The organism is Flavobacterium psychrotrophum, assembly GCF_003403075.1.
In the GTDB taxonomy this organism is placed as follows: Bacteria; Bacteroidota; Bacteroidia; order Flavobacteriales; family Flavobacteriaceae; genus Flavobacterium; species Flavobacterium psychrotrophum.
Map to the genome: position 1 here is coordinate 4,431,509 of NZ_CP031557.1, position 24,948 is coordinate 4,456,456.

Annotated in this window: 26 protein-coding genes; 5 read left to right on the plus strand and 21 right to left on the minus strand. The window is 42.7% G+C overall.

From position 1 onward, the window contains the following. Positions 1-4: 4 nt before the first annotated feature. From DYH63_RS19225 to DYH63_RS19240, 4 genes are all read right to left on the minus strand, one after another. On the minus strand, positions 5-439 hold the full coding sequence (locus tag DYH63_RS19225; protein WP_116790339.1) for a MarR family winged helix-turn-helix transcriptional regulator: 435 nt from the start codon (positions 437-439) through the stop codon (positions 5-7). Between the two features lie 48 nt (positions 440-487). Further along, positions 488-904 (minus strand): organic hydroperoxide resistance protein, encoded by a 417-nt coding sequence (locus DYH63_RS19230; protein WP_116790340.1) that lies wholly within the window; start codon positions 902-904, stop codon positions 488-490. Positions 905-977: 73 nt separating this feature from the next. Then, complete coding sequence (locus DYH63_RS19235) at positions 978-2,003, minus strand: cytochrome d ubiquinol oxidase subunit II (RefSeq protein ID WP_116790898.1); 1,026 nt, start codon at positions 2,001-2,003, stop codon at positions 978-980. Between the two features lie 267 nt (positions 2,004-2,270). Further along, positions 2,271-3,572 carry a cytochrome ubiquinol oxidase subunit I gene (locus DYH63_RS19240; protein ID WP_116790341.1) on the minus strand — a complete coding sequence of 434 codons (1,302 nt, stop codon included), beginning with the start codon at positions 3,570-3,572 and terminating at the stop codon, positions 2,271-2,273. Positions 3,573-3,947: 375 nt separating this feature from the next. Between DYH63_RS19240 and DYH63_RS19245 the strand changes: the two genes are divergently transcribed. The 3 genes from DYH63_RS19245 to DYH63_RS19255 all read left to right on the plus strand — a co-directional run bounded on the left by DYH63_RS19245 (position 3,948) and on the right by DYH63_RS19255 (position 6,667). Beyond that, positions 3,948-4,502: an REP-associated tyrosine transposase gene (locus tag DYH63_RS19245; RefSeq protein WP_116790342.1), complete on the plus strand. Its 555-nt coding sequence runs from the start codon at positions 3,948-3,950 to the stop codon at positions 4,500-4,502. Positions 4,503-4,816: 314 nt separating this feature from the next. Continuing rightward, entirely contained in the window at positions 4,817-5,746 is a 930-nt protein-coding gene (locus tag DYH63_RS19250) for a helix-turn-helix domain-containing protein (RefSeq protein ID WP_116790343.1), read from the plus strand. A gap of 195 nt (positions 5,747-5,941) precedes the next feature. Then, complete coding sequence (locus DYH63_RS19255) at positions 5,942-6,667, plus strand: SDR family oxidoreductase (RefSeq protein WP_116790899.1); 726 nt, start codon at positions 5,942-5,944, stop codon at positions 6,665-6,667. Positions 6,668-6,724: 57 nt separating this feature from the next. Here the strand turns inward: DYH63_RS19255 and DYH63_RS19260 are convergent, their stop codons facing one another. The 4 genes from DYH63_RS19260 to DYH63_RS19275 form a co-directional block, all read right to left on the minus strand. Continuing rightward, positions 6,725-7,171 carry a LexA family protein gene (locus DYH63_RS19260; RefSeq protein ID WP_116790344.1) on the minus strand — a complete coding sequence of 149 codons (447 nt, stop codon included), beginning with the start codon at positions 7,169-7,171 and terminating at the stop codon, positions 6,725-6,727. Continuing rightward, positions 7,162-8,433, minus strand: coding sequence for a Y-family DNA polymerase (locus DYH63_RS19265; RefSeq protein ID WP_116790900.1), 1,272 nt, complete (start codon positions 8,431-8,433; stop codon positions 7,162-7,164). The genes DYH63_RS19260 and DYH63_RS19265 overlap by 10 nt, the downstream gene beginning before the upstream one ends. 79 nt (positions 8,434-8,512) lie before the next feature. Next, positions 8,513-9,106: a Crp/Fnr family transcriptional regulator gene (locus tag DYH63_RS19270; protein ID WP_116790345.1), complete on the minus strand. Its 594-nt coding sequence runs from the start codon at positions 9,104-9,106 to the stop codon at positions 8,513-8,515. 71 nt (positions 9,107-9,177) lie between these two features. Next, complete coding sequence (locus DYH63_RS19275) at positions 9,178-9,750, minus strand: Crp/Fnr family transcriptional regulator (RefSeq protein ID WP_116790346.1); 573 nt, start codon at positions 9,748-9,750, stop codon at positions 9,178-9,180. A 183-nt stretch (positions 9,751-9,933) separates the two neighbouring features. On the opposite strand from DYH63_RS19275, the gene DYH63_RS19280 reads away from it, so the two are divergent. Next, a complete protein-coding gene (locus DYH63_RS19280) occupies positions 9,934-10,686 on the plus strand; it encodes an SDR family NAD(P)-dependent oxidoreductase (RefSeq protein WP_116790347.1) in 753 nt (250 codons plus the stop codon). Positions 10,687-11,183: 497 nt separating this feature from the next. Then, positions 11,184-11,933 carry an NUDIX hydrolase gene (locus tag DYH63_RS19285; protein ID WP_116790348.1) on the plus strand — a complete coding sequence of 250 codons (750 nt, stop codon included), beginning with the start codon at positions 11,184-11,186 and terminating at the stop codon, positions 11,931-11,933. A gap of 86 nt (positions 11,934-12,019) precedes the next feature. On the opposite strand, the gene DYH63_RS19290 is transcribed toward DYH63_RS19285, so the two are convergent. The 13 genes from DYH63_RS19290 to DYH63_RS19350 all read right to left on the minus strand — a co-directional run bounded on the left by DYH63_RS19290 (position 12,020) and on the right by DYH63_RS19350 (position 24,946). Then, positions 12,020-13,450, minus strand: a complete 1,431-nt coding sequence (locus DYH63_RS19290; protein ID WP_116790349.1) for an NADH-quinone oxidoreductase subunit N — start codon at positions 13,448-13,450, stop codon at positions 12,020-12,022. A gap of 2 nt (positions 13,451-13,452) precedes the next feature. Then, positions 13,453-14,895 (minus strand): complex I subunit 4 family protein, encoded by a 1,443-nt coding sequence (locus DYH63_RS19295; protein WP_116790350.1) that lies wholly within the window; start codon positions 14,893-14,895, stop codon positions 13,453-13,455. A 9-nt stretch (positions 14,896-14,904) separates the two neighbouring features. Further along, on the minus strand, positions 14,905-16,785 hold the full coding sequence (gene nuoL, locus DYH63_RS19300) for an NADH-quinone oxidoreductase subunit L (protein ID WP_116790351.1): 1,881 nt from the start codon (positions 16,783-16,785) through the stop codon (positions 14,905-14,907). Between the two features lie 6 nt (positions 16,786-16,791). Further along, positions 16,792-17,112 carry an NADH-quinone oxidoreductase subunit NuoK gene (nuoK, locus tag DYH63_RS19305; RefSeq protein ID WP_116790352.1) on the minus strand — a complete coding sequence of 107 codons (321 nt, stop codon included), beginning with the start codon at positions 17,110-17,112 and terminating at the stop codon, positions 16,792-16,794. A 1-nt stretch (position 17,113) separates the two neighbouring features. Next, positions 17,114-17,617 (minus strand): NADH-quinone oxidoreductase subunit J family protein, encoded by a 504-nt coding sequence (locus DYH63_RS19310; RefSeq protein WP_116790353.1) that lies wholly within the window; start codon positions 17,615-17,617, stop codon positions 17,114-17,116. Positions 17,618-17,619: 2 nt separating this feature from the next. Continuing rightward, complete coding sequence (nuoI, locus tag DYH63_RS19315; protein WP_116790354.1) at positions 17,620-18,165, minus strand: NADH-quinone oxidoreductase subunit NuoI; 546 nt, start codon at positions 18,163-18,165, stop codon at positions 17,620-17,622. A 54-nt stretch (positions 18,166-18,219) separates the two neighbouring features. Next, positions 18,220-19,257, minus strand: coding sequence for an NADH-quinone oxidoreductase subunit NuoH (gene nuoH / locus DYH63_RS19320; RefSeq protein ID WP_116790355.1), 1,038 nt, complete (start codon positions 19,255-19,257; stop codon positions 18,220-18,222). An 83-nt stretch (positions 19,258-19,340) separates the two neighbouring features. Further along, positions 19,341-20,384, minus strand: coding sequence for an NADH-quinone oxidoreductase subunit G (locus DYH63_RS19325; protein ID WP_116790356.1), 1,044 nt, complete (start codon positions 20,382-20,384; stop codon positions 19,341-19,343). A 147-nt stretch (positions 20,385-20,531) separates the two neighbouring features. After that, a complete protein-coding gene (nuoF, locus tag DYH63_RS19330) occupies positions 20,532-21,902 on the minus strand; it encodes an NADH-quinone oxidoreductase subunit NuoF (RefSeq protein WP_116790357.1) in 1,371 nt (456 codons plus the stop codon). Between the two features lie 3 nt (positions 21,903-21,905). After that, positions 21,906-22,448, minus strand: a complete 543-nt coding sequence (locus DYH63_RS19335) for an NADH-quinone oxidoreductase subunit NuoE family protein (RefSeq protein WP_116790358.1) — start codon at positions 22,446-22,448, stop codon at positions 21,906-21,908. Positions 22,449-22,603: 155 nt separating this feature from the next. Continuing rightward, a complete protein-coding gene (locus DYH63_RS19340; RefSeq protein WP_116790359.1) occupies positions 22,604-23,839 on the minus strand; it encodes an NADH-quinone oxidoreductase subunit D in 1,236 nt (411 codons plus the stop codon). A gap of 22 nt (positions 23,840-23,861) precedes the next feature. Next, a complete protein-coding gene (locus DYH63_RS19345; protein ID WP_116790360.1) occupies positions 23,862-24,392 on the minus strand; it encodes an NADH-quinone oxidoreductase subunit C in 531 nt (176 codons plus the stop codon). A gap of 2 nt (positions 24,393-24,394) precedes the next feature. After that, the gene (locus DYH63_RS19350) at positions 24,395-24,946 is read right to left on the minus strand and encodes an NADH-quinone oxidoreductase subunit B (RefSeq protein ID WP_116790361.1); all 552 of its coding nucleotides are present in this window, start codon (positions 24,944-24,946) and stop codon (positions 24,395-24,397) included. Between the last annotated feature and the right edge of the window lie 2 nt (positions 24,947-24,948).

The following is a 24,948-nucleotide window of genomic DNA, read 5'->3' on the forward strand; positions in this document are numbered from 1 at the left end:
AATATCAGATGTTAATGCTTTGCAGTAATTTGTTTAGTAGTCCGTGCAATTGTTGTGCTTCATCTTCGCTGATTCCAATATTATCTATTAGTGTATTTTGAACAAGATGTGCATCAGTTTTCAGGTTTTTACCTTTTTCAGTCAAAGAGATCATAACATTGCGCTCATCTTTGTCAGAACGGGTCCTGTTTATAAGTTCCATATCCTGCATACGTTTGAGTAATGGGGTAAGGGTATTAGACTGAAGTTCCAGTTTTTTCGAAATTACAGAAACGTTAATGACATCCTGCTCCCACAATACCAGTAATACCAGATATTGTGGATAGGTAATACCTAGTGCAGTAAGTGCAGGCTGATAACATTTTGTTACCAGCCTTGATGCCGCATATAACGGGAAACACAATTGGTTTTCTAATTTTAATGAATCTGTTTTTTTCATGTTCCTGTTTCTGCTTCAATGCAAATATATGTTGAACCCGTTTAAACTTTACAGTATTTCGAGTTTAACGCCAATATTTCCGCGTGTGGCATTAGAATAAGGGCAAACAGCGTGTGCTTTTTTTACAAGCTCTTCTGCTTTTTCAGGAGCTGTTCCCGGTATGCGTACCGCTAAGGCAACATCTAGAGAAAAACCACCTTCATTATTTGATATCAACGCTACTGTAGCCTTAACACTTGATGGTGTTTCGGGCTTTACCTTTTCCTGATGCATAATAAGGTTCAGTGCGCTGTCAAAACAAGCAGCATAACCCGCTGCAAACAATTGTTCGGGGTTTGTATATCCCTGCACCCCGCCTAATTCTTTTGGCATGCGTACTTCTAATTCTAAAATGCCGTCTTCGCTTTTAACGCTTCCGTTTCGGCCACCGGTAACTTCTACTGTAGTTTGATACAATGTTTTCATTATTTTTATCGTTTAAGATTAAATCGTGCACGATACAAATGTAATGCTTTTTCCGAATACCAAAAGAAAAATTTTAATCCCTTTCTTCCAGCACCTTTATCATCCTGAACGACTTCAGCAAATGCAGCAAACCCGGAATAATCAGTGTACCACCAATAATAAGGCTGATGCCCAATACCTTCATAACCTTATCTGGCGCAGCATGGTCGAGCAGGCTTACAGAACCGTGTTTGGTAATAATGAGGTATGGGAAGTGTGTACCTATGGCTGCAAACAAAATTAGCAATACCTGTAGCCCGGCAAGAAACCGGCTCCAGATAACGCGGCCTATTTGTATAACCTTCCATAAAGGATAAAGCAATATGCCCGATAATATAACTGCGCCTATAGCTAAAGGGTTTGAGATAAACTGCTGTGTAAATTCATTGCCCTGAAAGTATCCTGTAAGTATGGTAACCATACCGATAACCACTACGGTAATAATTGCGATGCCCGCTTTGCGCATGTACATACGTTTCTCATAATCTTTAGCTTCGCCTATTAAAAACGTTGCAGCAAGAAATACACATAAAGCACTAAAAAAGAAACCTGTAAGTATAGGGAAGGGTTGTAACCACGGATATATGTACAGGTCATAAAAGTTAGCGTTAGGAGCCTGCTCCAGCGTTTGGATGTCTCCGTTAAGCAGTGCGCCAAAAGTCATCCCTAAAAAGATGGGTGTAACCAGGCAACTAAACTCAAACATACGGTCGTACAGGTGCTGGCTCTTGTCTTTTACGGCATCATAGTGCCGGAATACAAACGCCACACCGCGTAATGTAATGCCCAGTAATATCAGTGTAAGCGGTATGTGCATGTACACAATAATGATGTTGTAAAAGTCAGGAAAAGCAATCCACAGCACTACGATAAGGATAATGATCCAGATGTGGTTAGCTTCCCATACGGGGCCCATAACACTGTACACCGTTTTCTTGATTGATTTTTTATGGTCTGGCCCACTAAAGAGTTCGAGTGTACCGGCACCAAAATCGGCACCACCCAAGAGCACATATAAAAAGAAAGAGAGGACAACGAAAAGCAATACTATATAAAGCATATTAATCGGTTTATTGTTAATGCCTGCAACGTCTTTAATACTTTGCAGGAGATTCAGGTACAAATTAGGTTTAAGTAACGGTCTAAATTTTATGCAACCACATAGGCACATAAATTACAGCCTCAATAAAGAGAGTAAAGGGAATGTAATTCCTCACATAGCTATGTGAAGCGTAGCTTCGTCTATAGTAAACTTTTTTTGAAGAATGCTATTGGCTATGTATCTATGTGGTTTAATTTTTTTACAATTTTAGTTCGTTACTAAATCTTAAACAGGGCTTTGGTTAAGCACTTTTATCTGGCGGGCCATGAGCCAGCTAACCGCTACGGTAAGGGTAGCATACAACAGTACATACATATAAAAGCTATAGATCATGCCCGGCATGGGTGTAACGGCATCTTTAGTGCGCATTACGTTATGGATTATCCAGGGCTGGCGGCCTACTTCGGTTACAATCCATCCCGCTTCAAGAGCCAGAAAGCCCACGGGCGCCATTAATGCAAAGTATAGCCAGTAGCGTTTGCTGCCCTGCCACGACTTCTTTTTAAGGCTGATGAAGTAGACAAGTGCTGCCAGTACCAGTAACCCGCCAAGGCTAACCATTACCTGAAAGGCGTAGTGCGTAATGGCAACGGGCGGTCTATTCTCTTTTGGGAAATCTTTAAGTCCCTTTACTTCGGCATCAAAATCGCCAAAGGCCAGGAACGATAGCATTTTTGGCAGTTCTATTTTATGGCTAACAGTTTCGTTTTCTTCGTCAACAATACCGCCAATGTATAGTGGAGCACCCTTTTCGGTTTCGTAATGCGCTTCGAGCGCAGCGAGCTTTACAGGCTGACGGTAGGCAATGTCCTTGGCAGAAACGTCGCCACTCAGGGGTTGCAGCAATGCCGCTACAGCACCAAAAACAATAGCGATATTAAAAGCGGTTTTGTGCACCAGTGTATTACGCCCCTTGTATATCTGCCAGGCGTGTATTCCGGCAACGGCAAAAGAGGTGGCGGCAAAAGCAGCAAGCGTCATGTGGAGCGCCTGTGCAAACCAGGCATCATTAAGAAATGCCTTAACCGGGTCGATGTTAAGAAACGCGCCGTTAACGTAGTCAAACCCTGATGGACTGTTCATCCAGCTGTTGGCTGACACCACGAGTATGCCCGATATCATTCCGGATAAACCTACGATAACACCGGTAAAAAGGTGAAAACGTTCGGGTATCTTATTCCATCCGTAGAGGTAAAAGCCCAATGCCAGTGCTTCGATAAAAAAGGCAGCGCCTTCCAGCGAAAACGGCATCCCGATAATGGGGCCGGCGTGCTTCATAAACGCAGGCCACAGCAGCCCAAGTTCAAACGAAAGGGCAGTGCCGGATACGGCTCCGGTTACAAAAAATATGGCTACGCCTTTTTGCCATGCCTTGGTAAGGGTCAGGAACTCAGGGCGGCGCGTTTTTAACCATTTCGCATGGCTCAATACCATAAAAAAGGGCATTACCATACCAATACAGGCAAATACAATGTGAAAGATGAGAGTGAATGCCATTTGCATTCGTGCGGCATCTAAATTATCCATTTTAGGAGGGTTTAATTTCAGATTCACCCAAAGGTACGGCACAAATTAATAGGGTGTCGGGATTTTGTGGGGATTATTTTTAGGGTTAAAATTGGAAGAACTTTAATTTGACACGGATTACAAATCCGCGCCATCTCGTGGAGTTGTAACATCGTCTTTGACTGCTGCTGTTCGATAGCGCGAATCTGTGATCCGTGCTTGCTTACCACATGTTTATATTGTTTTTGGTTAAATGTATAAAAGCGCTATTAAGGCACGGATTACAAATCCGCGCCATCCCGAGGGGGATGTAAACGTTGTATCTGACTAATCTCATGCGATAGCGCGGATTTGCAATCCGTGCGAAAAATAATATCTTTACATAAACCAATATTTATGTCAACCAAATACAAAGCACCAACTACTGAAGAGGCTTATTTCGTTACGCTTACCACTGTTGGTTGGGTGGATGTATTTACCAGGCTGAATCAAAAATATAACATTATTGATTCTCTGCAATATTGTCAGAAGCACAAGGGATTAGAAATATATGCGTATTGTCTTATGCCAAGCCACCTTCATATGGTTTGTAAAGCTACTGATGGTGTTATAGTGGCCGATATAATGCGGTATTTGAAAAAGTTTACAGCCAAGAAAATAGTAGCTTCAGTCATTGATGAGCCCGAGAGCCGTAAGGAGTGGTTGTTGAAATTTTTTCATGATGCGTGCGAACATCTTAAAAGACCGCAACAATTTAAAGTATGGCAGGATGGTTACCATGCCGAAATTGTACAGTCAAATTGGTTCTTAAAACAAAAGATTCATTATATACATAACAATCCGGTTGTTGAAAAAATAGTAGCAAATCCTGAAGACTATTATTTCAGTTCAGCTCGTAACTATGCAGAACTTGATAATGATCTGGAAGTCATATTGCTTGATTTGTTTTGAAAAGTGAGGCACGGATTGCAAATCCGCGCCATCAAGAGGGATTGAATTTAATGGGTTATATATTTCCGGTAGATAGCGCGGATCTGTGATCCGTGCTTAATTTTTCACATTGTTCTAGGGGGCACAGATTATAAATCCGCGCCATCAAGAGGGGGATGGTCTGACTATGCTCATGCGATAGCGCGTATCTGTAATCCGTGCTTAATTTATGTATCACTTTATTGGTGTAATGGCACGGATTACAAATCCGCGCGATCTCGTGTTATGCACTTGAAAAACTTTTCTACCTTTGATTTTTACAAATTTTCCTAAAAATGGACAGCACCACACTCGAACAGTTTTACAGCAAAGAATTCCATAAAGGCAGAGGGGCAGGCGGCGGCCTGCTGCCGGAGGGCATCAGTAAAGAAATAGGCCATTTTAACGTGTTTAACGTAGGCGAGATTGTGGCCCAGTACCGCAAAAAACCCTTTATGCCCTATAACCGCAGGCTGTACTATAAGATAAGCTTTATTACCGGTCGCCACCGTGCCGAGTATGCCGATAAGGAAATAGAGATAGACAAATACGCACTGCTGTTTGCCACGCCACGGCTACCGTATCGCTGGCTTCCGTTGGATGAAGAGCAGGGCGGATACTTTTGTATTTTTACTGAGGAGTTTTTGGTGCAAAGCAAAAGCGGTGTAGTACTGGATGACCTGCCAATTTTCACGCCGGGAGGTTACCCCGTGTTTATGCTTAGCGATACTGAAGCGGAGGATATTAGAGCCATTTTTGAAAAAATGTACAAAGAGCTTTCCGGTAACTATGCCTATAAGTACGACCTGCTGCGCAACTACCTTATGGAGCTTATTCACTACGGGCAAAAGCTACAGCCCGATACTGCACTGTATACAGCAAATACATCATCGTCGCGCACAGCATCATTGTTCGCTGAGTTGCTGGAGCGTCAGTTTCCCATAGCGTCGTCAGGGCAAAAGCTAAGCCTGCGTACCGCGAAGGACTATGCCGAACGACTGGCCGTGCACGTTAACCACCTTAATAAAGTACTTAAAGAACATACGGGTAAAACCACTACCGAACTTATCAAGAACCGTATTGTGCAGGAAGCCAAGATCCTGCTCCGCCAAACGGACTGGAATATTAGCGAAATAGCCTATTCACTGGGGTTTGAAGAGGTGGCGCATTTTTCTAACTTCTTTAAGAAAGAAACTACGCTGTCGCCCGCAGGCTTCAGGGTATAGTTTAGATTTAAAAAGCCTTGTGCTCTTTAACGCCGTAAGATAATGAGACAGCTTTGTGTTCTTCGTGAAAAACCTTGTACTCCTTGTGGTAAAGCTTACATGTTGGTTTGAATTTTGCAAATTTTAGATTGATATTCGCAAATGCTGCATTTTATAGATTTCGCAACTTTGTTGTATCAAAAAATTACAATAAAAATGAAACTTACAAACAGCAAAATTTTAATAACAGGTGGTGCCAGCGGCATTGGCCTGGGTCTTACAGAACGTTTTGTATCATTGGGCAATACCGTAATAATTGTTGGCCGCCGTGCCGAACTGTTAGATGAGGTTGCCGCAAAATATCCGGGTAAGGTTGTTGCAAAAACAGCCGACCTTAGTAGCAAGGAGAGCCGCAAAGAATTGTACGACTGGGTAGCTGAAAACCATGCAGACTTAGAAGCCTTTATTAACAACGCCGGTATCCAGAACTGGATGGACGTTTCTGATGCCGACTTCCTGGATCGTGCCCTTGCCGAAATTGTAACTAACATTGAAGCGCCACTGCACCTTACGGCACTGTTTGCCAAATTGCCATCGCTTAAAACGCTGGTTAACGTTACATCGGGCCTTGCGTTTGTACCTGCCAGTAAAATTGCGGTGTACAGTGCTACTAAGGCGTTCTTCCATTCGTTTACACTAAGTACACGTTATATGTTAAAAGGTAAAGGTATCGAAGTAATAGAGCTTATACCGCCGGCACTGGATACTGATCTTGGTGGTACGGGCATACACAGTCAGTTTCCTCCCGTTAGCGGATTTATCGATAGCGTTTTTGCCGATCTTGAGCAGGGCAAAACAGAGATTACATATATGCACAGTACTGATATGGCTAACGGCGGCCCCGAAGTACTTAAGGCACGCTTTGATGTGCTTAATCCATAAAAATACACACACCACTTTTATTACCTATCCCTGGAGGCTGCTGCTTTCAGGGATTTTTTATATTATTTTTTTAATCACATAAGTAACCAGTCCCCACAGAACAAACTGATTTTGGTCGGTAACCGCTATGGGTTGGTAGGCAGGGTTTTCGGGCATCAGCAATAATCCGTCGGGTGTGTACTTAAGGCGTTTTACAGTAAACTCCCCATCTATCAGGCAAATGGCTATTCGGCCATCGGCAGGATCAAGGCTGCGGTCTACAACAAGCAGGTCGCCATCGTCTATGCCGGCATTTATCATAGAATGTCCTGATACTCTTATGTAAAAAGTGCTTAGTGCATTGCGGGTTAGGTATTTGTTGAGGTCGATCTTATACTCCATAAAATCGAGCGCGGGCGATGGAAATCCTGCTGACACGCCGTGCGTAAACAAAGGAAGTTCGATAAGGCTATCCGTTTCTGCCGGATGTATGCTCAGCCTTGGCTTGTTACTGTTTACCGGCATTGCACTGTAAGTATTTCGTTAATATCGGTAGTATAGCGGGGCGAAAGCATTTTCTGGTTCATGTCCCAGGTTTTGGCAGCCTGTGTGGCCAAGCGCACAATGCGTTTGCCGTTCTTCTCATTTACCTTGTCCATAGCTTTCATCAGGGCAAGGTGTCGAGGGTCTTCGTTGTTAAACAGGTTAAGCTGTTTTGCATCCTGCGGAATAAGTTCTGTAACAATTATCCCGGCCTTTTTAAACCTTACCGTATTGGTTTCTGCCAGCATTTCTTTAAGCAGCTGTACGGCAACGGTGCTTATAGTAAGCGCAGAGTTTGTAGCAAAGGGTAGTGTAATGCCTTTACTGTAGTGGTACTTTGGGTCGTCTATACTGTGTTTGTCGGCTACCAGCATTACAATAACCATATGGCAGCAGGAATTTTGTTTGCGCAGTTTTTCGGCAGTAACGGTTGCAAAGGTACTTACGCGTTCGCGTATCAGGTCATAATCGGTAAGCTGTTTCGGGAAGCTCCGGGTGGTAGCAATGCTCTTTTTACTTTCAGGAACAGCACCATCGCCTATGGCGGGTATGCCCTCAAGCTCCATTTTTAAACGTAGTCCTACCACACCCCATTCTTTTTTTATCCAGTCGTGCCAGTGTGGTTGTATGAGGTCGTATGCTGTAAGTATATTTTTCGCCTTAAGCCTTTTTGCCATACGTCTTCCTATGCCCCAAACGTCTTCTGCCTTAAGCCACTTAAGCGCTTTAAGGCGTTTTTCATCTGTATCCATAACATAAGTGCCGCCGGTGTGTTCCTGGTATTTCTTTGCAATGCGGTTTGCAGCTTTTCCCAGCGTTTTAGTGGGTGCTATACCTACACATATGGGCAGGCTGAGCCACTTCAATACTTTTTCACGCATTTGCTGTCCGTAGGCATGATGATTTGTAATTGCTATTTCGTTAAGGTCAAGAAAGGCCTCGTCTATGCTGTATTCTTCAACATTTGGAGTAAAAGTGCGCATAATACCCATAACACGTTGGCTGAGGTCGCCATAAAGCGAATAATTACTGGAAAATACCTTTACTTTGTGCTGTTTTAAATGTGTACGAATCTTAAATTCCGGCGCAGCCATGGGTATGCCCAGTGCTTTAGCCTCTTCACTTCGCGATATAATGCATCCATCATTATTAGACAACACAATAACAGGCTTCTCCTGCCATTGCGGCTGAAAAACCCTCTCGCATGAGGCATAAAAGTTATTGCAGTCAATTAGTGCATACATACCTGCAAAGGTATACATTAGCTATAAAATATAAGATTATATTCTGAATATTTTATTTAATTCTTATAGTTGTGTTAGGCTATATAGCAGAACCGGGTTGCCACGGCATGCCATCTATAATATGATTAAGCCCTTCAGGCGTAATATTGAGGCAGGAAGCTATCATTTGTCGCGGTGCGCGTTCGTTTAATGTGGGTATCTTAGTAATAAGTCTGGAATATTTTTCTTCATCAGAAAATATCATATTATCAAGTATGTTGCGTGTAGTAACCTCGATGAATTTTTGTATTAGCAGGTTCATCATATCATTAAACCGCTGTATTTTAAACCGTAGGTTTTCCAGTTCATTATGTTCTATTAGTACCAGGCGTGTTGTTTCGAGTGCACGTGCACTGTACGGAATGGGTGTGCCCGTAAGCAGGCTGTTGCGGTCGCCTGCCCAAAATAATTCGGGCGCAAAACTCAGCGTTTTTTCTATACCTGCGCCATCAGTGGTGTAATTTACAAGCAGCCCGCCGCACACAAAACCATTGTATGGCCACAAGCTGCCCTCTGTAAAAAGAATTTCTCCGGCCTGCAAATCAACAACGGTTGCAACCGCTGCTATTTGTTGCAGTTCGGCTTCGCTATAATCTTCTTTTTCAAGCAGATATTTTTTAAAGTTATTTACCATGACTGATTTTGGCTTTAGCCAAATTTACGAAAAAATTAGCTGTACGGTTTTTAGTAATGTAGGATTTTATGTTATAATAATCTATTAATTAAATAAGATAAGACCTTGCATTCCATATCAAGGTAAGTAGCTATGGTATTTAATGGAGCGCGTTGTAACACAGTAGGGAATTTTGCAATAAAGGCAGCAAACTTTTCTTCGTCGTTAAAGTTTAGGGTTTCGGCCATTCGCGTTTGGTATGCGCTTAGGTTGCGCTGTATTAATGTGGTCATAAATTCGCTGAAAGGCGTAAGGTTGACACACAGCCTGTCAAAATCATCTTTGGTTATCAGTACAAGTTGGGTAGGCACAAGCGCTTCTACATTTACGGTAGAAGGTTTTCCGGTAAGCAGTCCCTCACGATCTCCGGTCCAGTAATGTTCCGGAGAAAAATTAATAGTAATGGGCTTTCCATCTAAACCTGTGCGGTATCCGCGGGTAAGCCCGCTGCACACAAAGGCATTATGGCCCCAAAGATCACCCTCTGTAATAAGTTTTTCGTTAGCTGCAAGCGAACGATAGCTACAAACTTTTTTAACCTGTTGTAGGTCTTCTTCCGTAAAGGCAGCCTTATCTTTTAAGTAGCTGCTAAACACCTCGAACATCGTGCTGAATTTGCTGTCAAATGTATATAAAAATCTGTGCCGTGGGCAATTGAAACCACAGCTAACGCCATATTGCTTAAATTAAACGACGAGTAGTGTTAAAATAAGATTAAATCGGTTTCGCTTCATTATTAAGCAATAATCTATTCGTAACTTTAGTATATAATTTTAAATAATTGAATCATGTCATTATTAGCAGGTAAAGTGGCTTTTGTGTCGGGCGGTGGCTCTGGCATAGGCCGTGCAATTGCCGAAACATATGCCGCTGAAGGCGCAAAAGTAGTTATAGCCGATGTAAATGAAGAGCACGGCAGCGAAACTGTAAAAGCGATAGAAGCTGCCGGCGGTGTTGCTTTTTTTATAAAAGGAGATTCCAGCAAGCCGGAAGATAATAAAAAGTTTGTTGAAGAAACCGTAGCAAAATACGGCAGGCTTGATGTTGCCTGTAATAATGCGGGCATAGGTGGCCCTGCATTGCCAACAGGCGAATATACCATTGATGGCTGGGATAAGGTAATTGCGCTTAACCTTAGCGGTGTTTTTTATGCGTGCCGCTACCAGTTAGAGCAAATGGAAAAAAATGGTGGAGGTAATATTGTAAACATTGCCTCGATACACGGTACTGTAGCTGCGCCAAACAGTGTGGCATATACAGCATCTAAACATGGTGTGGTAGGGCTTACCAAAAATATTGCAACCGAATACGGACAAAAAAACATAAGGTGTAATGCTGTAGGGCCGGGCTATATAGAAACGCCTTTGCTTAGTGCTAACCTTGATGAAAACGCCATGAAAGCCATAGCCGCAAAAGCGCCGATGAACCGCCTGGGTACCCCTCAGGAAATAGCAGACCTCGTTGCTTTTCTAAGTTCAGATAAATCATCTTTTACTACTGGCGGGTATTTTATTGCAGATGGCGGATATACCGTAGTATAGTTTTTTACATAGATGTTTTATATATAAAAGAAGGAGGCTCACGTTACCACGCGCGATGCCTCCTTTCGTTTAAAATAGCACTACTTATTTTACTTTTTAAAATCGGGTCAAAAACCATTTTATCCCGTAATGTTTTTGACTCTTAAGGTCTTACCTTTTTGGTTAGAGTTGTAAACATAATAAAATATTTTAACATATATAGCTAAATTGTTAAATAATGTGATAAACCGATTGATTTTTAAGATAAAAAACCTGATTACTAAAACGATGTAGGAATATTATTGCGTTTATATGAGTTTTTCTCTTTTTTTTGTTGATTTGCTAAAGTCTTTTTGTTGCCGTTGCTAATGAGAGCCTGTAAATTGATTTAATTTTCGTGTAAAGCCAGTATTTGCGTAGCTTTTTGCATTGTGATATTGCTTAAAACAAAAAAACACGCCAAAAATTTCATTATCAGCTAAAAAACAATTTTATTTGGGGTTCAGGAAATATATAATATGGAATTGAAAGACATCCTGATACAGCGCAGTACTGAGTTGTATCAAAATTACTTACCGCATATATCGATAGACTGTGTTGTCTTTGGTTTTCATGAGGCATCGCTTAAGGTACTTTTAGTACGCATGAAGGGCCAGGAAGACGGCTGGGCATTACCGGGAGGTTATATGGGAAAAGATGAGGTAATGAAAAAAGCCGCTGACCGTATTTTGACCGAACGTACAGGTGCTACAAACATTTATCTGCAACAGTTTAGAGTGTTTGATGAACTGGATAGGGTAGGCGATTTTTTTAAAGATTATCCGCATGGACAATGGCACGCACAACGTTTTGTATCGGTAGGATTTTACGCTTTGGTAGATTATACAGATGTTACACCTGTTATAGATGAGTATAGCGACGCCTGTGAATGGATGGATGTAGACAGCCTGCCCGGTATGGTAATGGATCATCGTGCTATTTTAGACAAGGCGCTTATAACACTGCGCAGGCAGCTTAACTATAAGCCTGTAGGGAATAAATTGCTTCCCGAAGAATTTACCATGCCTGAGCTGCAAAAGCTTTATGAGATAATATTAGGCAAAAGCCTTAATCGCGGAAATTTTTATCGTAAGATGATGGCTTATAATATTCTTGATAAGCAGGAGGGTACCCGTAAGGGAGGTGCGCACAAAGCGCCTAACCTCTACAAGTTTAACCTTGAGCGGTATAAAGAAGCGCTTAAAGACGGTTTTAAAGAAGGATGGTAATAGTCATCTGCTAAAAATACGATATTATATAAAATAAATGAGGCGCCATATAGCGCCTCATTTATTTTATATAATATCCGGAATATTTATCCTATCAAAGAAAGTAGTGCGTCAGGATATAGTGCAATAGCAATATTTAGCACAATAGCTATAATTGCAACAGTACTATAAGCTATAGGTGCAGGTTCCGTTTTTTCGGTAGCTTCTTTAGTATACATAGCAAGTATTACCTTAAAGTAATAGCCAACACTAATTATAGAGCTTATTACTGCAAGCACTATTAGGGTTAAGGTTGCTGTATTGCTCTGCGAACTTAATGTACCTTTATCAAGCAGCTGCGCAAAAAGGAAGAATTTACCAAAGAACCCTGCAAAAATAGGGATACCCGCCATAGACAGGAATGAGCCGGTAAGTATTGCAGACAGTAACGGATGTGTTTTGCCCAGGCCATTAAAGCTGTATATTTCTTCGTTGCCCTTATTGCCACATACAGCAAGTAGTACTGCAAAGGCTGCTATTCCGGCTAAAGCATAAGCTGTAGCATAATAAAACAGGTTGCTTTCGGCTGCTGTAACACTCATAAACTGAAACGACAACATCATATAACCTGCGTGAGATATACCTGAAAACGCAAGCATACGTTTTACATTTGTTTGTTTCAGGGCTATGAGGTTACCTACTATCATAGACAGTACGGCCACAACATTTATTGTTGTAAGGAAGCCCGGCAGGTGCGGATTTAATGTTACTACAAGCTTAAAGAAGGCTGCCATGGCTGCAACTTTTGCAAGGGTACTCATTGTTGCTGTTGTAAGCGCAGGAGAACCTTCATAAACATCGGGTGCCCAGAAGTGAAAAGGCACTGCAGCAATCTTAAACATAAGGCCAATGCTTAACAGTATGGTACCCATACTAAACCATGCAGGCATAGTGTCGCGGTCAAGCGAGTTGATGAATTGAATATCAAATGAACCTGTTGCACCATATATAAGCGTAATACCAAAGAGTATAAAGCCCGATGCAAATGCTCCCATTAGGAAGTATTTCATACCGGCTTCGTTACTTTTTACATTTTTAGGTTCGCTTGCTGCAAGCACATATAATGCTATTGAAAGTACCTCGATACCAAGAAAGAACATAGAAAGGTTACCAAACGTTACCATTGCAATGGCACCCGTAAGTAGAAAAAGTTTTATGGCAACAAAGTCTGATATCTTTGGTTTGTGTTCTTTTTGAAAGTCGGGAGTAAGTGTTACTAAAAATGCGGTAAGCAATATAAACAGCCCACTAAATGCTAACCCGTATTTTGTGGTAACAAACATGTTGTAGAACTGTTTTTCGTCAAAGCCAAATCCCGGGAACAACTCAGCGCTGACTCCTGTTACTTTTAAGCCTACATAAACAAACACAGCAAGAAGTCCTGTTACCGTAACGGGAACAATGGCTTTCCTCAGGTTAAAAATCTCAGCTATAAGGCATAAAATACCTAATCCTGTAATAGCTATTAATATTTCCATTATTAATTATATCGGTTTATGTACACTAAAATCTTTTGTATCTCCGGAAGCACAATATCAGATATTGGCTTAGGGTAAAGGCCAAAGCCTATAAGCACGGCTATAATAAGCACAAATACCAGGCCTTCGCCAAAGGTTACATCGGCAAAAGGTTTTGCATTTGTTTCACCAAGCATTACCTGCTGGTACATTCTTAACATATAGAATGCGCCCAGTATTATGGTTGTACCACCTACTATTGCAAAGGCAATGTGCACCTGCGCAAGGCTGTACAGTACTTCAAATTCTCCTACAAAGTTAAATGTGCCCGGTAGCGCTACTGATGCAAGCACCAGGATCATGAACATAGATGCAAACTTAGGCGCCTGAGAACGGATACCGCCCATCTCTGCAATGTCCTGTGTTTTATAACGGCGTTCTATTATCTCTGCGGCAAAGAAAACACCGGCAACTACAAAACCGTGTGCTATCATTTGCAGGAATGCCCCACGAATACCATCAAGAGTAAGCGTATAAGCACCGGCAGCAATAAGGCCAACGTGTGCTAATGATGAGTAAGCAAGCACTTTTTTAATATTGGTTTGCCTAAGGGCAAGTAAAGAGCCATATATAACACCCGCAATACACAGGCCTACTACAATATATTTATATTGTTCTGCGGCAAACGGTGCAATAGGCAGCTGCCAGCGCACAATGCTGTAAAGTGCCATTTTAAGCATAATGCCCGAAAGCAGCATGGTACCCACAGCCGGAGCTTTTTGATAGGTATTTGCCTGCCAGCTATGGAAGGGTATAATAGGTGTCTTGATAGCATAAGCAAGAAAGAACGCCCAGTAAATAAAGGTTTGTTCTTTTGCACTAAGTATCGTAGAATACAGTTGCAGGTTAAGGAACGAGTGTGCCTTTTGGTACAGGTAGATAAATGCTACCAGCATAAATAACGACCCTGCAAAGGTGTATATAAAGAACTTGATAACTGCTTTTTTACGTTCTTCGGCATCGCCACCACCCCATATAAGTGCAATGAAGTAAATAGGGATAAGTGAAAGTTCCCAGAATATGTAGTAAACAAAACCGTCTACACTAAGGAAAGAGCCCACCATGGCAAAGGCCATGAACATAATTAGCGCATAAAAAGTGCTTGTTTTAGGGAACAGGTTACCAAAAGAAGAATACACGATAATAGGTGTAAGAGCGGTAGTAAGTGCCACCATAGTCAACGATAGCCCGTCTGCCTGAAGCCCAAAGACTACAAGCGGCCTGGTAAGCCATTGTGCATGAAAGCTAACACCTTCGCCCAGGCTGTAGCGGTAAATAATATACAGCGTAGCTGCAAATGCGGCTGTGCTAAAAAGCAATGCCGTTTTAGAAGCAAGCTTATCGCCCACAAACCAGGTAGCCGCAGCTCCAAAAAGTAAAATAACCAGTATAAATGATACGTCCATCAGTATAAATTATTTTGCCAGAAAAATATAGCCTATTATAGAACAAACACCCAATACAAATACCAGCAGGTAGAATCCTACGCTGCCATTTTGCAGAGTCCTGCCTTCACCACCCAGGGTAACGGCAAGTTTGCCCAAGCCAAACACTAATCCCGAGATGGCTACTTCGGTAACATTTTTAAAGAAGCTGCCTATGGCGTAAAGAGGCTTTACAATTATGGCAGTATAAATTTCGTCAACATATAATTTGTTGTACAGTACATTGGCAAGGCCTGCAAATTCTTTATCTGCCGGTGGCACTTCGCCTTTTTTCATGTACTTGGCATAAGCAATGCCTATACCTATAAGCGCGCCTATTACGGCTATGCCCATAAGCATATATTCTTCATTACCCAGTTCGTGGTGTGCCGCAGGGGCAGCCATTACAGGCGCAAGATATTCGTTTAACCAGCTGGCTCCCGGCAGGCTTATAGCACCGCCTACAAGTGCAAGCAATGCAAGCACTATAAGTGGGAAGGTAATAAGCGCAGGCGATTCGTGCAGGTGGTGTTTTTGCTCTTCTGTACCCCTAAAGTCTTTGTAGAACGTAAGGTATAGCAGGCGGAACATATAGAACGCCGTCATTATAGAAGCTAATGAGCCAATACCCCACAGCACAGGGTTGTGGTGAAACGCCGTCATTAATATTTCGTCTTTTGAGAAGAAGCCTGAGAATGGTGGTAAACCTGATATTGCAAGCGTAGAAATAAGGAAGGTGCCAAAGGTAATTTTCATAACCTTACGAAGCCCGCCCATATTGCGCATATCCTGCTCGCCGTGCAGCGCGTGGATAACAGATCCTGAACCAAGGAACAAACATGCTTTAAAGAATGCGTGTGTTATTACGTGGAAAACAGCAATTTCATAAGCACCGCAACCTAATGCCAGGAACATAAGCCCAAGCTGTGATACGGTAGAGTATGCCAGTACTTTTTTAATATCGGTTTGTACAAGGCCTATTGCGGCTGCTACAAGTGCTGTTAATGCACCTACTACAGCTATAACTTCAAGTACTTCCGGTGTAAGGTTAAACAAAAAGTTTAGCCTAGTTATCATAAATATACCTGCGGTAACCATGGTGGCAGCATGTATAAGTGCAGATACCGGCGTAGGGCCTGCCATCGCATCCGGTAACCAGGTGTATAGAGGCAATTGTGCACTTTTACCACACGCACCTATAAACAGGCACAGCATTGCAGTACTCAATAGTTCTTTATTATATACCCAGCCGTTAGCAATTTCTGCTTCTATCACACTGTATTCTGTAGTGTGGAAAAGATAAGCAAGGATAAAGATACCGATAAGGAAACCAAGGTCGCCAATACGGTTCATTATAAATGCCTTTTTTGCCGCATCGTTATAATCCTGGTTTTTATGCCAAAATCCAATAAGCAGATAAGAGCAAAGCCCAACACCTTCCCAGCCTATAAACATAATAAGCAGGTTGCTGCCCATTACCAGCGTTATCATAAAGAAGATAAACAGGTTAAGGTAAGCAAAGAACTTGTGCACGTTCTCGTCATCGTGCATATAGCTGATAGAGTACATATGGATAAGTGTACCAATACCGGTAACAAACATTAACCACAGTAGTGAAAGCTGATCCAGCTGGAAGCTGAAATCAACGGTAAAGTTAGCAAGTGTAAGCCACTGGCCAAGGTTAATGATAACAGGTTCTTTAGTAGCGAGTACCTGCAAAAAGAAAGTAAGCGTTACTGCGAAAGCAGCGGCTACGGCAGCTGTGCCAAGCCATCCCGGAGCGTTGTGCCCCAGTTTCTTTCCAAAGAAAATGTTGATCAGGAACCCTGCAAAGGGTACAAACAAGAGTAGTAAGGCCAAATTATTATCCATCAGGCGTTATCCTTTTAGGTTCTTTAAGTTATCAATGTCAATGCCGTTCAGGTTACGGTACACGGCTACAAGTATGGCAAGGCCAACAGCTACTTCGGCAGCAGCCACAGCCATAGAGAAGAATACAAATACCTGCCCCGCAGCATCCTGGTGGTACGTAGAAAAAGCTACAAGCAGCAGGTTTACCGCATTTAGCATAATCTCTATAGACATGAACATGATGATGGCATTCCTCCTGAAAAGTACCCCAAAAGCGCCTACGCTAAATAGCAGTGCCGAAAGGTACAGGTAGTTTTCAATGCCAATTTGCTGTAATATATTTTCCATATTAGCTGTTGATGTGTTCTTTTTTAGATAGTAATACCGCGCCTATCATCGATACTAAAAGCAGTACAGATGCAAATTCAAACGGTATCATATAGTCGTTTAGCAATACTTTACCCAATACGTTAATAGACTGGTAATCCTGCCCTGAAACTTCGTATTTAGTAATAACAGGCTGCGATTTAATAAATGCAGCAATAAGTATAAGCCCGAATATTCCGAAAGCTCCGGCAGCAGCAAGGCGTGAAAGCAGTGGTTTGTTTTTTTCGCCTTCTTTATTGAGGTTCATAAGCATGATGGTAAAAAGCATCAGGATCATGATAGCACCCGAATATACAATTACGTGCACCATGGCAAGAAACTGCGCGTTGAACATAAGATAATGCCCTGCAATAGAGAAGAAACACAGTACAAGATATATGGCACTGTGTATAGGGTTTTTACTAAGGATGGTTAAAAAAGCCGTTCCCAGTGTTATGGCCGATAATATGTAGAATAATGTTAGCATCACTAATTAGCCATTTGGGGTTTAGTGTTATTAATAGCCATATCAAGCGGCATTACCAGTTTCTCTTTACCAAAGATAAAATCTTCCCTGTTACTGTTAGATTTTACCATTACACGGCTTTTAGTAAGGTATATGGCCTGCTTAGGGCACGCTTCTTCACACAGGCCGCAAAAAATGCAGCGCAGCATGTTTATTTCATATATAGAAGCATATTTCTCCTCACGATACAGGTGTTTTTCATCCGGCTTGCGCTCTTCGGCCTTCATAGTAATGGCTTCGGCAGGGCAGCTCAGGGCACACAGTCCGCAGGCAGTACAGCGCTCACGGCCTTCGTCATCGCGCATCAGCATATGCTGGCCACGGTATACGGGGCTAAGCTCACGTGTTTCTTCAGGATATTTAATGGTAACCTTGCGCGTAAAAAGGTGGCCCAGGGTAATCCATAAACCTTTGGCAATTGCCACAAGGTAAAGGCTTTCCATAAAGGTCATCTTTTTATTGGAAACCTCCTTTTTGCGTCCCGATAATGATATGGTTTCTATAGACATTGTATTATTCTTTAATTCCCAAAAAGGGAGTCATGTATCACAATCAAATTTTAATTAAGCCTGGTCTGCTAAAAGGATAATTACAGCAGTAATAACAATGTTAGCAATAGCCAGTGGAATAAGCATTTTCCAGCCCAGTTTCATCAGCTGGTCATAACGGAAACGTGGAATCGTCCAGCGTACCCACATATAAAAGAATATGAAGAAACATATCTTTATAAACAGTACACCTATACCGATAATGCTTGATGCGTTAGCGCTCCAGTTTTCAGCAACCCAGTCCATACCCGGATAGTTATAAGCACCAAAGTACAGGATGGCAAGTATTGCAGACGATATAAACATAGAGGCATATTCTGCAAACAGGTAAAAGCCCATTTTCATTGAAGAATATTCTGTGTGGTAACCACCTATAAGCTCAGCCTCACATTCTGCTAAGTCAAATGGGGTACGGTTAGTCTCGGCAAACGAACATACCAGGAATATAAGGAAACCTACCGGCTGGTAAAGGACATTCCACCTCCAGCCGTGCTGCCCTTCGGCAATGTGGCGCAGGCTTAGCGAACCATCCATCATAACAAGTGCAATAAGGGCAAGACCCATAGCAACCTCGTAAGATATCATTTGTGATGACGCACGCATGGCACCCATCAGCGAGAATTTGTTGTTAGAAGCCCATCCGCCTATCATGATGCCATAAACACCTATAGAAAGTACACCAAACACATACAGCATACCAATGTTGATGTCTGTAGCCTGAAGGATAACGTCGCGGCCAAAGATGTGCAGCTTATCGCCCCATGGTATAACGGCACTTGTAATAAGTGCGGTACTCATAGATATGGCCGGCCCCATAATAAACAGGAACCTGTTTGGGGTATTAGGAAAAAACTCTTCTTTAGAGAATAGTTTTAAACCATCTGCCAGTGGCTGCATAATACCACCCGGACCTGCACGGTTAGGGCCTATACGGTCTTGTAACCATGCCGCTAATTTACGCTCAGCAAGGGTTTCATACATGGCAAAAAGCATTGTTATGGCAAAAATTACCACAATAAAAATGCTTTTTTCTATAATAATAGCTTGATCCATCTTTCTTTAGTTAAAAGTTTAAAGTATGAAGGTTTAAAGTTGAGGAAGCTTCCGGCAACTAGTAACCATCAACCGTCAACCCTTTATACGTTTCCTTTTTTATATACTTCCTGTTCTGCGGCCTTAAGCGGAATGGCAGGCATACTTATCTTTTTACGGTCTTTTTCGCGTCCCAGTAAAATATGTTTCTCGGTTTCAATGTGTACCGGCTCTATCTTACGGGTGTAGTTGTTTGCGTTGATAACCGAGTCTTTTTCAAACTTGCGTGGCCCTTCAATAACCCAGTCAGCAACTTCTTTATGATCAAAACGGCATTCGTTACAAATAAACTCTTCTACTTCGTGGTACTCATCTTTACGGGCAGTAACACGTTGTATTTCGTTACCAAACATCCAAAGGGTGGTTTTGCCACAACATTTGGTACAGTTACGGTGTGCATTGTATGGCTTGTTAAACCAAACCCTTTGCTTAAAGCGGAATGTTTTATCAGTAAGTGCACCTACAGGACACACATCGATCATATTACCCGAAAACTCATTATCAATTGCCTTAGAAATAGCTGTTGATATTTGCGAGTGGTCGCCACGGTTAAGTACACCATGTACACGATTATCTGTAAGCTGATCTGCTGTCATTACACAACGGTAACATACAATACAACGATTCATGTGCAGTTGTATGTTTGGCCCTATATTTTCTGGCTCAAAGGTACGTTTTTCCTCAATAAAGCGCGTTTTGGCAGCACCGTGCTTAAAGCTAAGGTTTTGCAGGTCGCACTCACCGGCCTGGTCGCATACCGGGCAATCCAGCGGGTGGTTTATCAAAAGGAATTCGGTAACCGATTTACGTGCATCTACAACCCTTTCAGATGAAATGCTCTTAACCTCCATACCGTCCATACAGCCGGTAACGCAAGATGCCATTAGTTTAGGCATAGGGCGTGGGTCGGCTTCACTACCTTTAGAAACCTCTACAAGACAGCAACGGCATTTACCGCCACTCCCTTTAAGTTTTGAATAATAGCACATGGCTGGCGGAACGCTTTCGCCGCCTATTTTGCGCGCAGCCTGCAGGATGGTGGTCCCCGGTTCTACGTCTATTTCCTGGCCGTCTATTGTTACTTTCATTTTATTCTTGTTTGAAAGTTGAATGTTTTAATGTTTAAAAGTTTTGTTAAACCCTCAAACACCGCACTGTATTCAGCTTCTTATTTTTTGGTTGAAAGTATAGCCCGTCAGGAACTTTACAACTTTCAACATTATAACTTTTAAAACTTAAATTACTGCTTGTTTAGCTACCAGGTGTCTTACCTTCTCAAAAGGTTCGTCAACAAAGTGGTCGCGGTTTTTTATTTTTTCAGGGAAACGGATGTGGTATTCAAACTCGTCCCTAAAGTGGCGTATGGCTGCTGCCACCGGCCATGCTGCTGCATCGCCCAGCGGGCATATGGTATTACCCTCTATCTTGCGCTGTATGTCCCAAAGCAGGTCAATATCTTCTTCACGGCCGTGACCGGTTTCTATACGGTGCAGTACTTTTTCCATCCAGCCGGTACCCTCGCGGCATGGTGAGCACTGCCCACAGCTTTCGTGGTGGTAAAAGCGGCTAAAGTTCCAGGTGTTGCGCACTACGCAGGTAGTATCGTTATACACGATAAAACCTCCAGACCCTAATGAAGAGCCTGTTGCAAAACCTCCATCGGCAAGCGATTCGTAAGTCATTAAACGGTCTTCGCCGGCAGCGGTCTTATAAATAAGGTGCGCAGGAAGAATAGGCACAGATGAGCCTCCCGGTATTAATCCTTTAAGCGGACGATCGTTCATCATACCGCCAAGGTATTCGTCAGAATTCATAAATTCATCTACCGTCATGCCCATGTCTATTTCATAAACGCCAGGGTTTTTACAGTGTCCTGATGCAGAAAATAGTTTGGTACCCGTAGAACGCCCGATGCCTATTTTAGCATACTCAGCGCCGGTGTTATTCACGATCCAAGGCACAGCAGAAATAGATTCTACATTGTTTACCACGGTAGGGTTAGCCCAAAGGCCACTAACAGCAGGGAATGGCGGCTTGATGCGCGGGTTACCCCTTTTGCCTTCAAGCGACTCAATAAGTGCAGTTTCCTCACCACAAATGTAAGCACCTGCACCGCAATGCACATGAAGGTCAAGATCCCAGCCGGTACCCATTATATTTTTACCCAGCCAACCTGCGGCATAGGCTTCTTTAATTGCGTTTTCAAGAATGCGGAATACCCACATATATTCGCCACGAATGTAGATGTAACTAAGGTTACAACCCAGTGCGTAACTAGAAGTAATCATACCCTCTATCAAAAGGTGAGGTATGTACTCCATAAGATAACGGTCTTTAAACGTTCCCGGTTCAGACTCATCTGCATTACAAACAAGGTGCCTTGGCTTACCCGATTTTTTATCGATAAAGCTCCATTTCATTCCGGTAGGGAAACCCGCACCACCACGCCCGCGAAGGCCACTGGTTTTTACTTCTTCCACCACCTCGTCCGGTGTCATGCTTTTAAGCGCTTTTTCTACAGAGCGGTAGCCACCGTGCTTGCGGTATACCTCATAGGTTTTTATACCCGGTACATTAGCGTGCTCTAATAATATCTTTTGTCCCATTGTTTATTGCGTAATGGTCAGTTTATGTAAATCTATTTTTCCGGCGCGGCAGTCTTCTATAAGAGCATCAACCTTTTCAGGGTCAAGCTTCTCCTTATAAAAATCGCCCAACTGTAGCATAGGTGCATAACCACAGGCACCAAGGCACTCAACGCCTACAACCTGAAATAGCCCATCCGGCGTTACTTCGCCTTCTTTAACACCCAGTTTGTTACAGGTATAGTCCATCAGGTTTTCTGCACCACGAATTGAGCAGCAAGACGTCCTGCAAAACTCAAGCATATATTTACCTATAGGCTTAGAGTTGTACATGGTATAAAATGTAACCACCTCGTATACTTCTATAGGCTTAATACCAATGATCTCAGCAACTTTATCCTGTAGTGGTATGCTAAGCCAGTTATCGTGTGCATCCTGTACTTCGTGCAGTACCGGTAGCAGGGCACTCTTGCGCTTATCGGCAGGGTAGTGGCTCAATAGCTCATCAATCCTGGCCTGTAAGGCAGGTGTTATATTTATTTCCTGATGTGCGTGACTAATCTCCATCTCTTTATTCTATTTTGAATTTTGAATTGTAAATTTTAAATGATGATTTAAAACCTAATCCAAATTCATGTATCAAAAACGTTTCTTCTATCGTTGTGTGAACCCTGAGTGCCAGTGAGGTAATTCAAAATTCAAAATATAAAATTCAAAATAATCTATGCGTCCAGTTCTCCTGCAATAACATTTAAGCTAGACAGTGTGGCAATGGCATCAGAAAGCATTTGCCCCCTTACCATTTCATTAAATGCCTGGTAATATATAAAACACGGCCTGCGGAAGTGTAGCCTGAACGGTGTGCGGCTGCCATCTGTAATCAGGTAAAAGCCAAGTTCGCCGTTACCGCCTTCTACCGGATGGTATACTTCGGTTTTAGGAACCGGTACTTCGCCCATCACAATTTTAAAGTGGTATATAAGCGCTTCCATGTTTGTGTACACTTCCTCCTTTGGTGGCAGGTAATAATCGGGCACATTAGCGTGGAACGGGCCTTCAGGCAGTTTTGCCAGGGCTTGTTTTATTATCTTGATGCTCTCCCATACTTCAGCACTGCGCACGCAGAACCTATCGTAGGTGTCACCTGATTTTCCTACAGGAACATCAAATTCAAAATCTTCGTAAGAGCTGTACGGCTGCATAACGCGCACATCATAATCTATACCGGCAGCACGCAGGTTAGGGCCGGTAAAGCCATAACTCATAGCCCTTTCGGCAGATATTGGGCCCACATCTATAGTACGGTCCATAAAGATACGGTTACGCATCAGCAGGTTTTCAAACTCCGTCCATATTGGTGGAAACTCTTCTAAAAAGTCGTTTATTTTTTTAAAGGCAGCAGGGCTCCAGTCCCTTTCAAAGCCTCCTATGCGGCCCATGTTTGTAGTAAGGCGGGCACCACATATTTCTTCGTAAATTTCGTATATTTTTTCGCGGTACTGAAAAACATACAGGAAGCCTGTAAGTGCACCGGTATCTACACCCAGTACAGAGTTACAGATAATGTGGTCTGCAATACGGGCAAGCTCCATAACAATAACCCTAAGGTATTGTACACGCTTGGGTACTTCTATATCAAGTGCTTTCTCCAGGGTCATCCACCAGCCCATGTTATTTATGGGCGATGAGCAATAGTTCATCCTGTCAGTAAGCGGGGTTATCTGGTAAAATGGCCTGTTTTCGGCAATTTTTTCAAAAGCACGGTGAATGTAGCCTACGGTACCTTCGCCATCTACTATGCGCTCTCCATCCATCAAAAGTATGTTCTGGAAAATGCCGTGTGTGGCAGGGTGGGTAGGACCCAGGTTTAGTATAGCGAGTTCGCTGCCGTCTTCATTCTGCCTTTGCTTAATGATCTTGGCATAGCGCTCCTCAGGTGGTAATAACAGGTCTGACATGTTTTATAAAACTTATTGCCGGTTAAAAATTTAGTGCATTGTCTGTACTGCGTCCAAAGAAACGGTCATCCTTATCGGTACGGCCGCCATCTTCCATCGGGAACTCTTTACGCATCGGGAACGACTCCATCTCATCCATATTCAATATACGTTTAAGCTGAGGATGCCCTTTAAAAATGATGCCGTAAAAATCGTATGTTTCGCGTTCCTGCCAGTTAGCACCTAGAAACAGGTTAGTAGCAGTATCTATTTCCGGTGTGTCGCCGTTAAGATATGCCTTTACGCGAATGCGCACATTATCCATCCAGTTGTGCATGTGGTATACCACAGCAAACTGCCTTTCTTTTTCGTTGTCAGGGTAGTGTACCCCGCACACATCGGTAAGAAAGTTAAAACGCAAAAGTGCGTCTTCCTTAAGGTACTGCAATATAGCATTGGCATTATCTGCCTGCACCTCAAAAGAAAGTATATCTTTTATCTGAACAAAACCGGAAACATTGTCGCCAAAGGCACCGGTTAGTTTATCTTCTATTACAGCTGATTCTAAAGCCATGCTTATGTAATGTTATAAGAAGCCAATAATTCCTGGTACTCCGGAGAACTTCTCCTGCGTACCGACTCTGATTTTACAATTTCCTGCAGTTTCATAACGCCGTCCAGTATCTGCTCCGGCCTTGGCGGGCATCCGGGTACGTAAACATCTACCGGGATAACCTTGTCAATACCCTGAAGCACACTATAGGTGTCAAATATACCGCCCGATGATGCACATGCACCTACAGCTATAACCCAGCGAGGCTCGCTCATTTGCTCGTATACCTGCCTTAAGATAGGTGCCATTTTCTTGGCGATGGTTCCCATAACAAGCAGCATATCGGCCTGGCGCGGAGAAAAACTCATACGCTCAGAACCAAAACGTGCCACGTCATAATGCGATGCCATGGTAGCCATGAATTCGATACCGCAGCAAGAGGTAGCAAACGGAAGCGGCCAAAGTGAATTAGCACGGGCTAAGCCCACTACGCTGTCCAGCTTTGTTGCAAAAAATCCCTGGCCTTCTACACCTTCTGGTGCGTCAACCAATTTTATGTCTGATGAATTGCTCATAG

Excerpts from the sequence above, each read along its gene's own strand:
- DYH63_RS19225 (WP_116790339.1), bottom strand. The coding sequence starts at position 439 with ATGAAAAAAACAGATTCATTAAAATTAGAAAACCAATTGTGTTTCCCG.
- DYH63_RS19345 (WP_116790360.1), bottom strand. The coding sequence starts at position 24,392 with ATGGCTTTAGAATCAGCTGTAATAGAAGATAAACTAACCGGTGCCTTT.
- DYH63_RS19295 (WP_116790350.1), bottom strand. The coding sequence starts at position 14,895 with ATGGACGTATCATTTATACTGGTTATTTTACTTTTTGGAGCTGCGGCT.
- DYH63_RS19255 (WP_116790899.1), top strand. The coding sequence starts at position 5,942 with ATGAAACTTACAAACAGCAAAATTTTAATAACAGGTGGTGCCAGCGGC.
- DYH63_RS19245 (WP_116790342.1), top strand. The coding sequence starts at position 3,948 with ATGTCAACCAAATACAAAGCACCAACTACTGAAGAGGCTTATTTCGTT.
- nuoL (WP_116790351.1), bottom strand. The coding sequence starts at position 16,785 with ATGGATAATAATTTGGCCTTACTACTCTTGTTTGTACCCTTTGCAGGG.
- nuoK (WP_116790352.1), bottom strand. The coding sequence starts at position 17,112 with ATGGAAAATATATTACAGCAAATTGGCATTGAAAACTACCTGTACCTT.
- DYH63_RS19290 (WP_116790349.1), bottom strand. The coding sequence starts at position 13,450 with ATGGAAATATTAATAGCTATTACAGGATTAGGTATTTTATGCCTTATA.
- DYH63_RS19325 (WP_116790356.1), bottom strand. The coding sequence starts at position 20,384 with ATGAAAGTAACAATAGACGGCCAGGAAATAGACGTAGAACCGGGGACC.
- DYH63_RS19240 (WP_116790341.1), bottom strand. The coding sequence starts at position 3,572 with ATGGATAATTTAGATGCCGCACGAATGCAAATGGCATTCACTCTCATC.
- DYH63_RS19235 (WP_116790898.1), bottom strand. The coding sequence starts at position 2,003 with ATGCTTTATATAGTATTGCTTTTCGTTGTCCTCTCTTTCTTTTTATAT.
- DYH63_RS19335 (WP_116790358.1), bottom strand. The coding sequence starts at position 22,448 with ATGGAGATTAGTCACGCACATCAGGAAATAAATATAACACCTGCCTTA.
- nuoH (WP_116790355.1), bottom strand. The coding sequence starts at position 19,257 with ATGGATCAAGCTATTATTATAGAAAAAAGCATTTTTATTGTGGTAATT.
- DYH63_RS19285 (WP_116790348.1), top strand. The coding sequence starts at position 11,184 with ATGGAATTGAAAGACATCCTGATACAGCGCAGTACTGAGTTGTATCAA.
- DYH63_RS19250 (WP_116790343.1), top strand. The coding sequence starts at position 4,817 with ATGGACAGCACCACACTCGAACAGTTTTACAGCAAAGAATTCCATAAA.
- DYH63_RS19350 (WP_116790361.1), bottom strand. The coding sequence starts at position 24,946 with ATGAGCAATTCATCAGACATAAAATTGGTTGACGCACCAGAAGGTGTA.
- DYH63_RS19275 (WP_116790346.1), bottom strand. The coding sequence starts at position 9,750 with ATGTTCGAGGTGTTTAGCAGCTACTTAAAAGATAAGGCTGCCTTTACG.
- DYH63_RS19230 (WP_116790340.1), bottom strand. The coding sequence starts at position 904 with ATGAAAACATTGTATCAAACTACAGTAGAAGTTACCGGTGGCCGAAAC.
- nuoI (WP_116790354.1), bottom strand. The coding sequence starts at position 18,165 with ATGTCTATAGAAACCATATCATTATCGGGACGCAAAAAGGAGGTTTCC.
- DYH63_RS19310 (WP_116790353.1), bottom strand. The coding sequence starts at position 17,617 with ATGCTAACATTATTCTACATATTATCGGCCATAACACTGGGAACGGCT.
- nuoF (WP_116790357.1), bottom strand. The coding sequence starts at position 21,902 with ATGGGACAAAAGATATTATTAGAGCACGCTAATGTACCGGGTATAAAA.
- DYH63_RS19280 (WP_116790347.1), top strand. The coding sequence starts at position 9,934 with ATGTCATTATTAGCAGGTAAAGTGGCTTTTGTGTCGGGCGGTGGCTCT.
- DYH63_RS19265 (WP_116790900.1), bottom strand. The coding sequence starts at position 8,433 with ATGTATGCACTAATTGACTGCAATAACTTTTATGCCTCATGCGAGAGG.
- DYH63_RS19260 (WP_116790344.1), bottom strand. The coding sequence starts at position 7,171 with ATGCCGGTAAACAGTAACAAGCCAAGGCTGAGCATACATCCGGCAGAA.
- DYH63_RS19270 (WP_116790345.1), bottom strand. The coding sequence starts at position 9,106 with ATGGTAAATAACTTTAAAAAATATCTGCTTGAAAAAGAAGATTATAGC.
- DYH63_RS19340 (WP_116790359.1), bottom strand. The coding sequence starts at position 23,839 with ATGTCAGACCTGTTATTACCACCTGAGGAGCGCTATGCCAAGATCATT.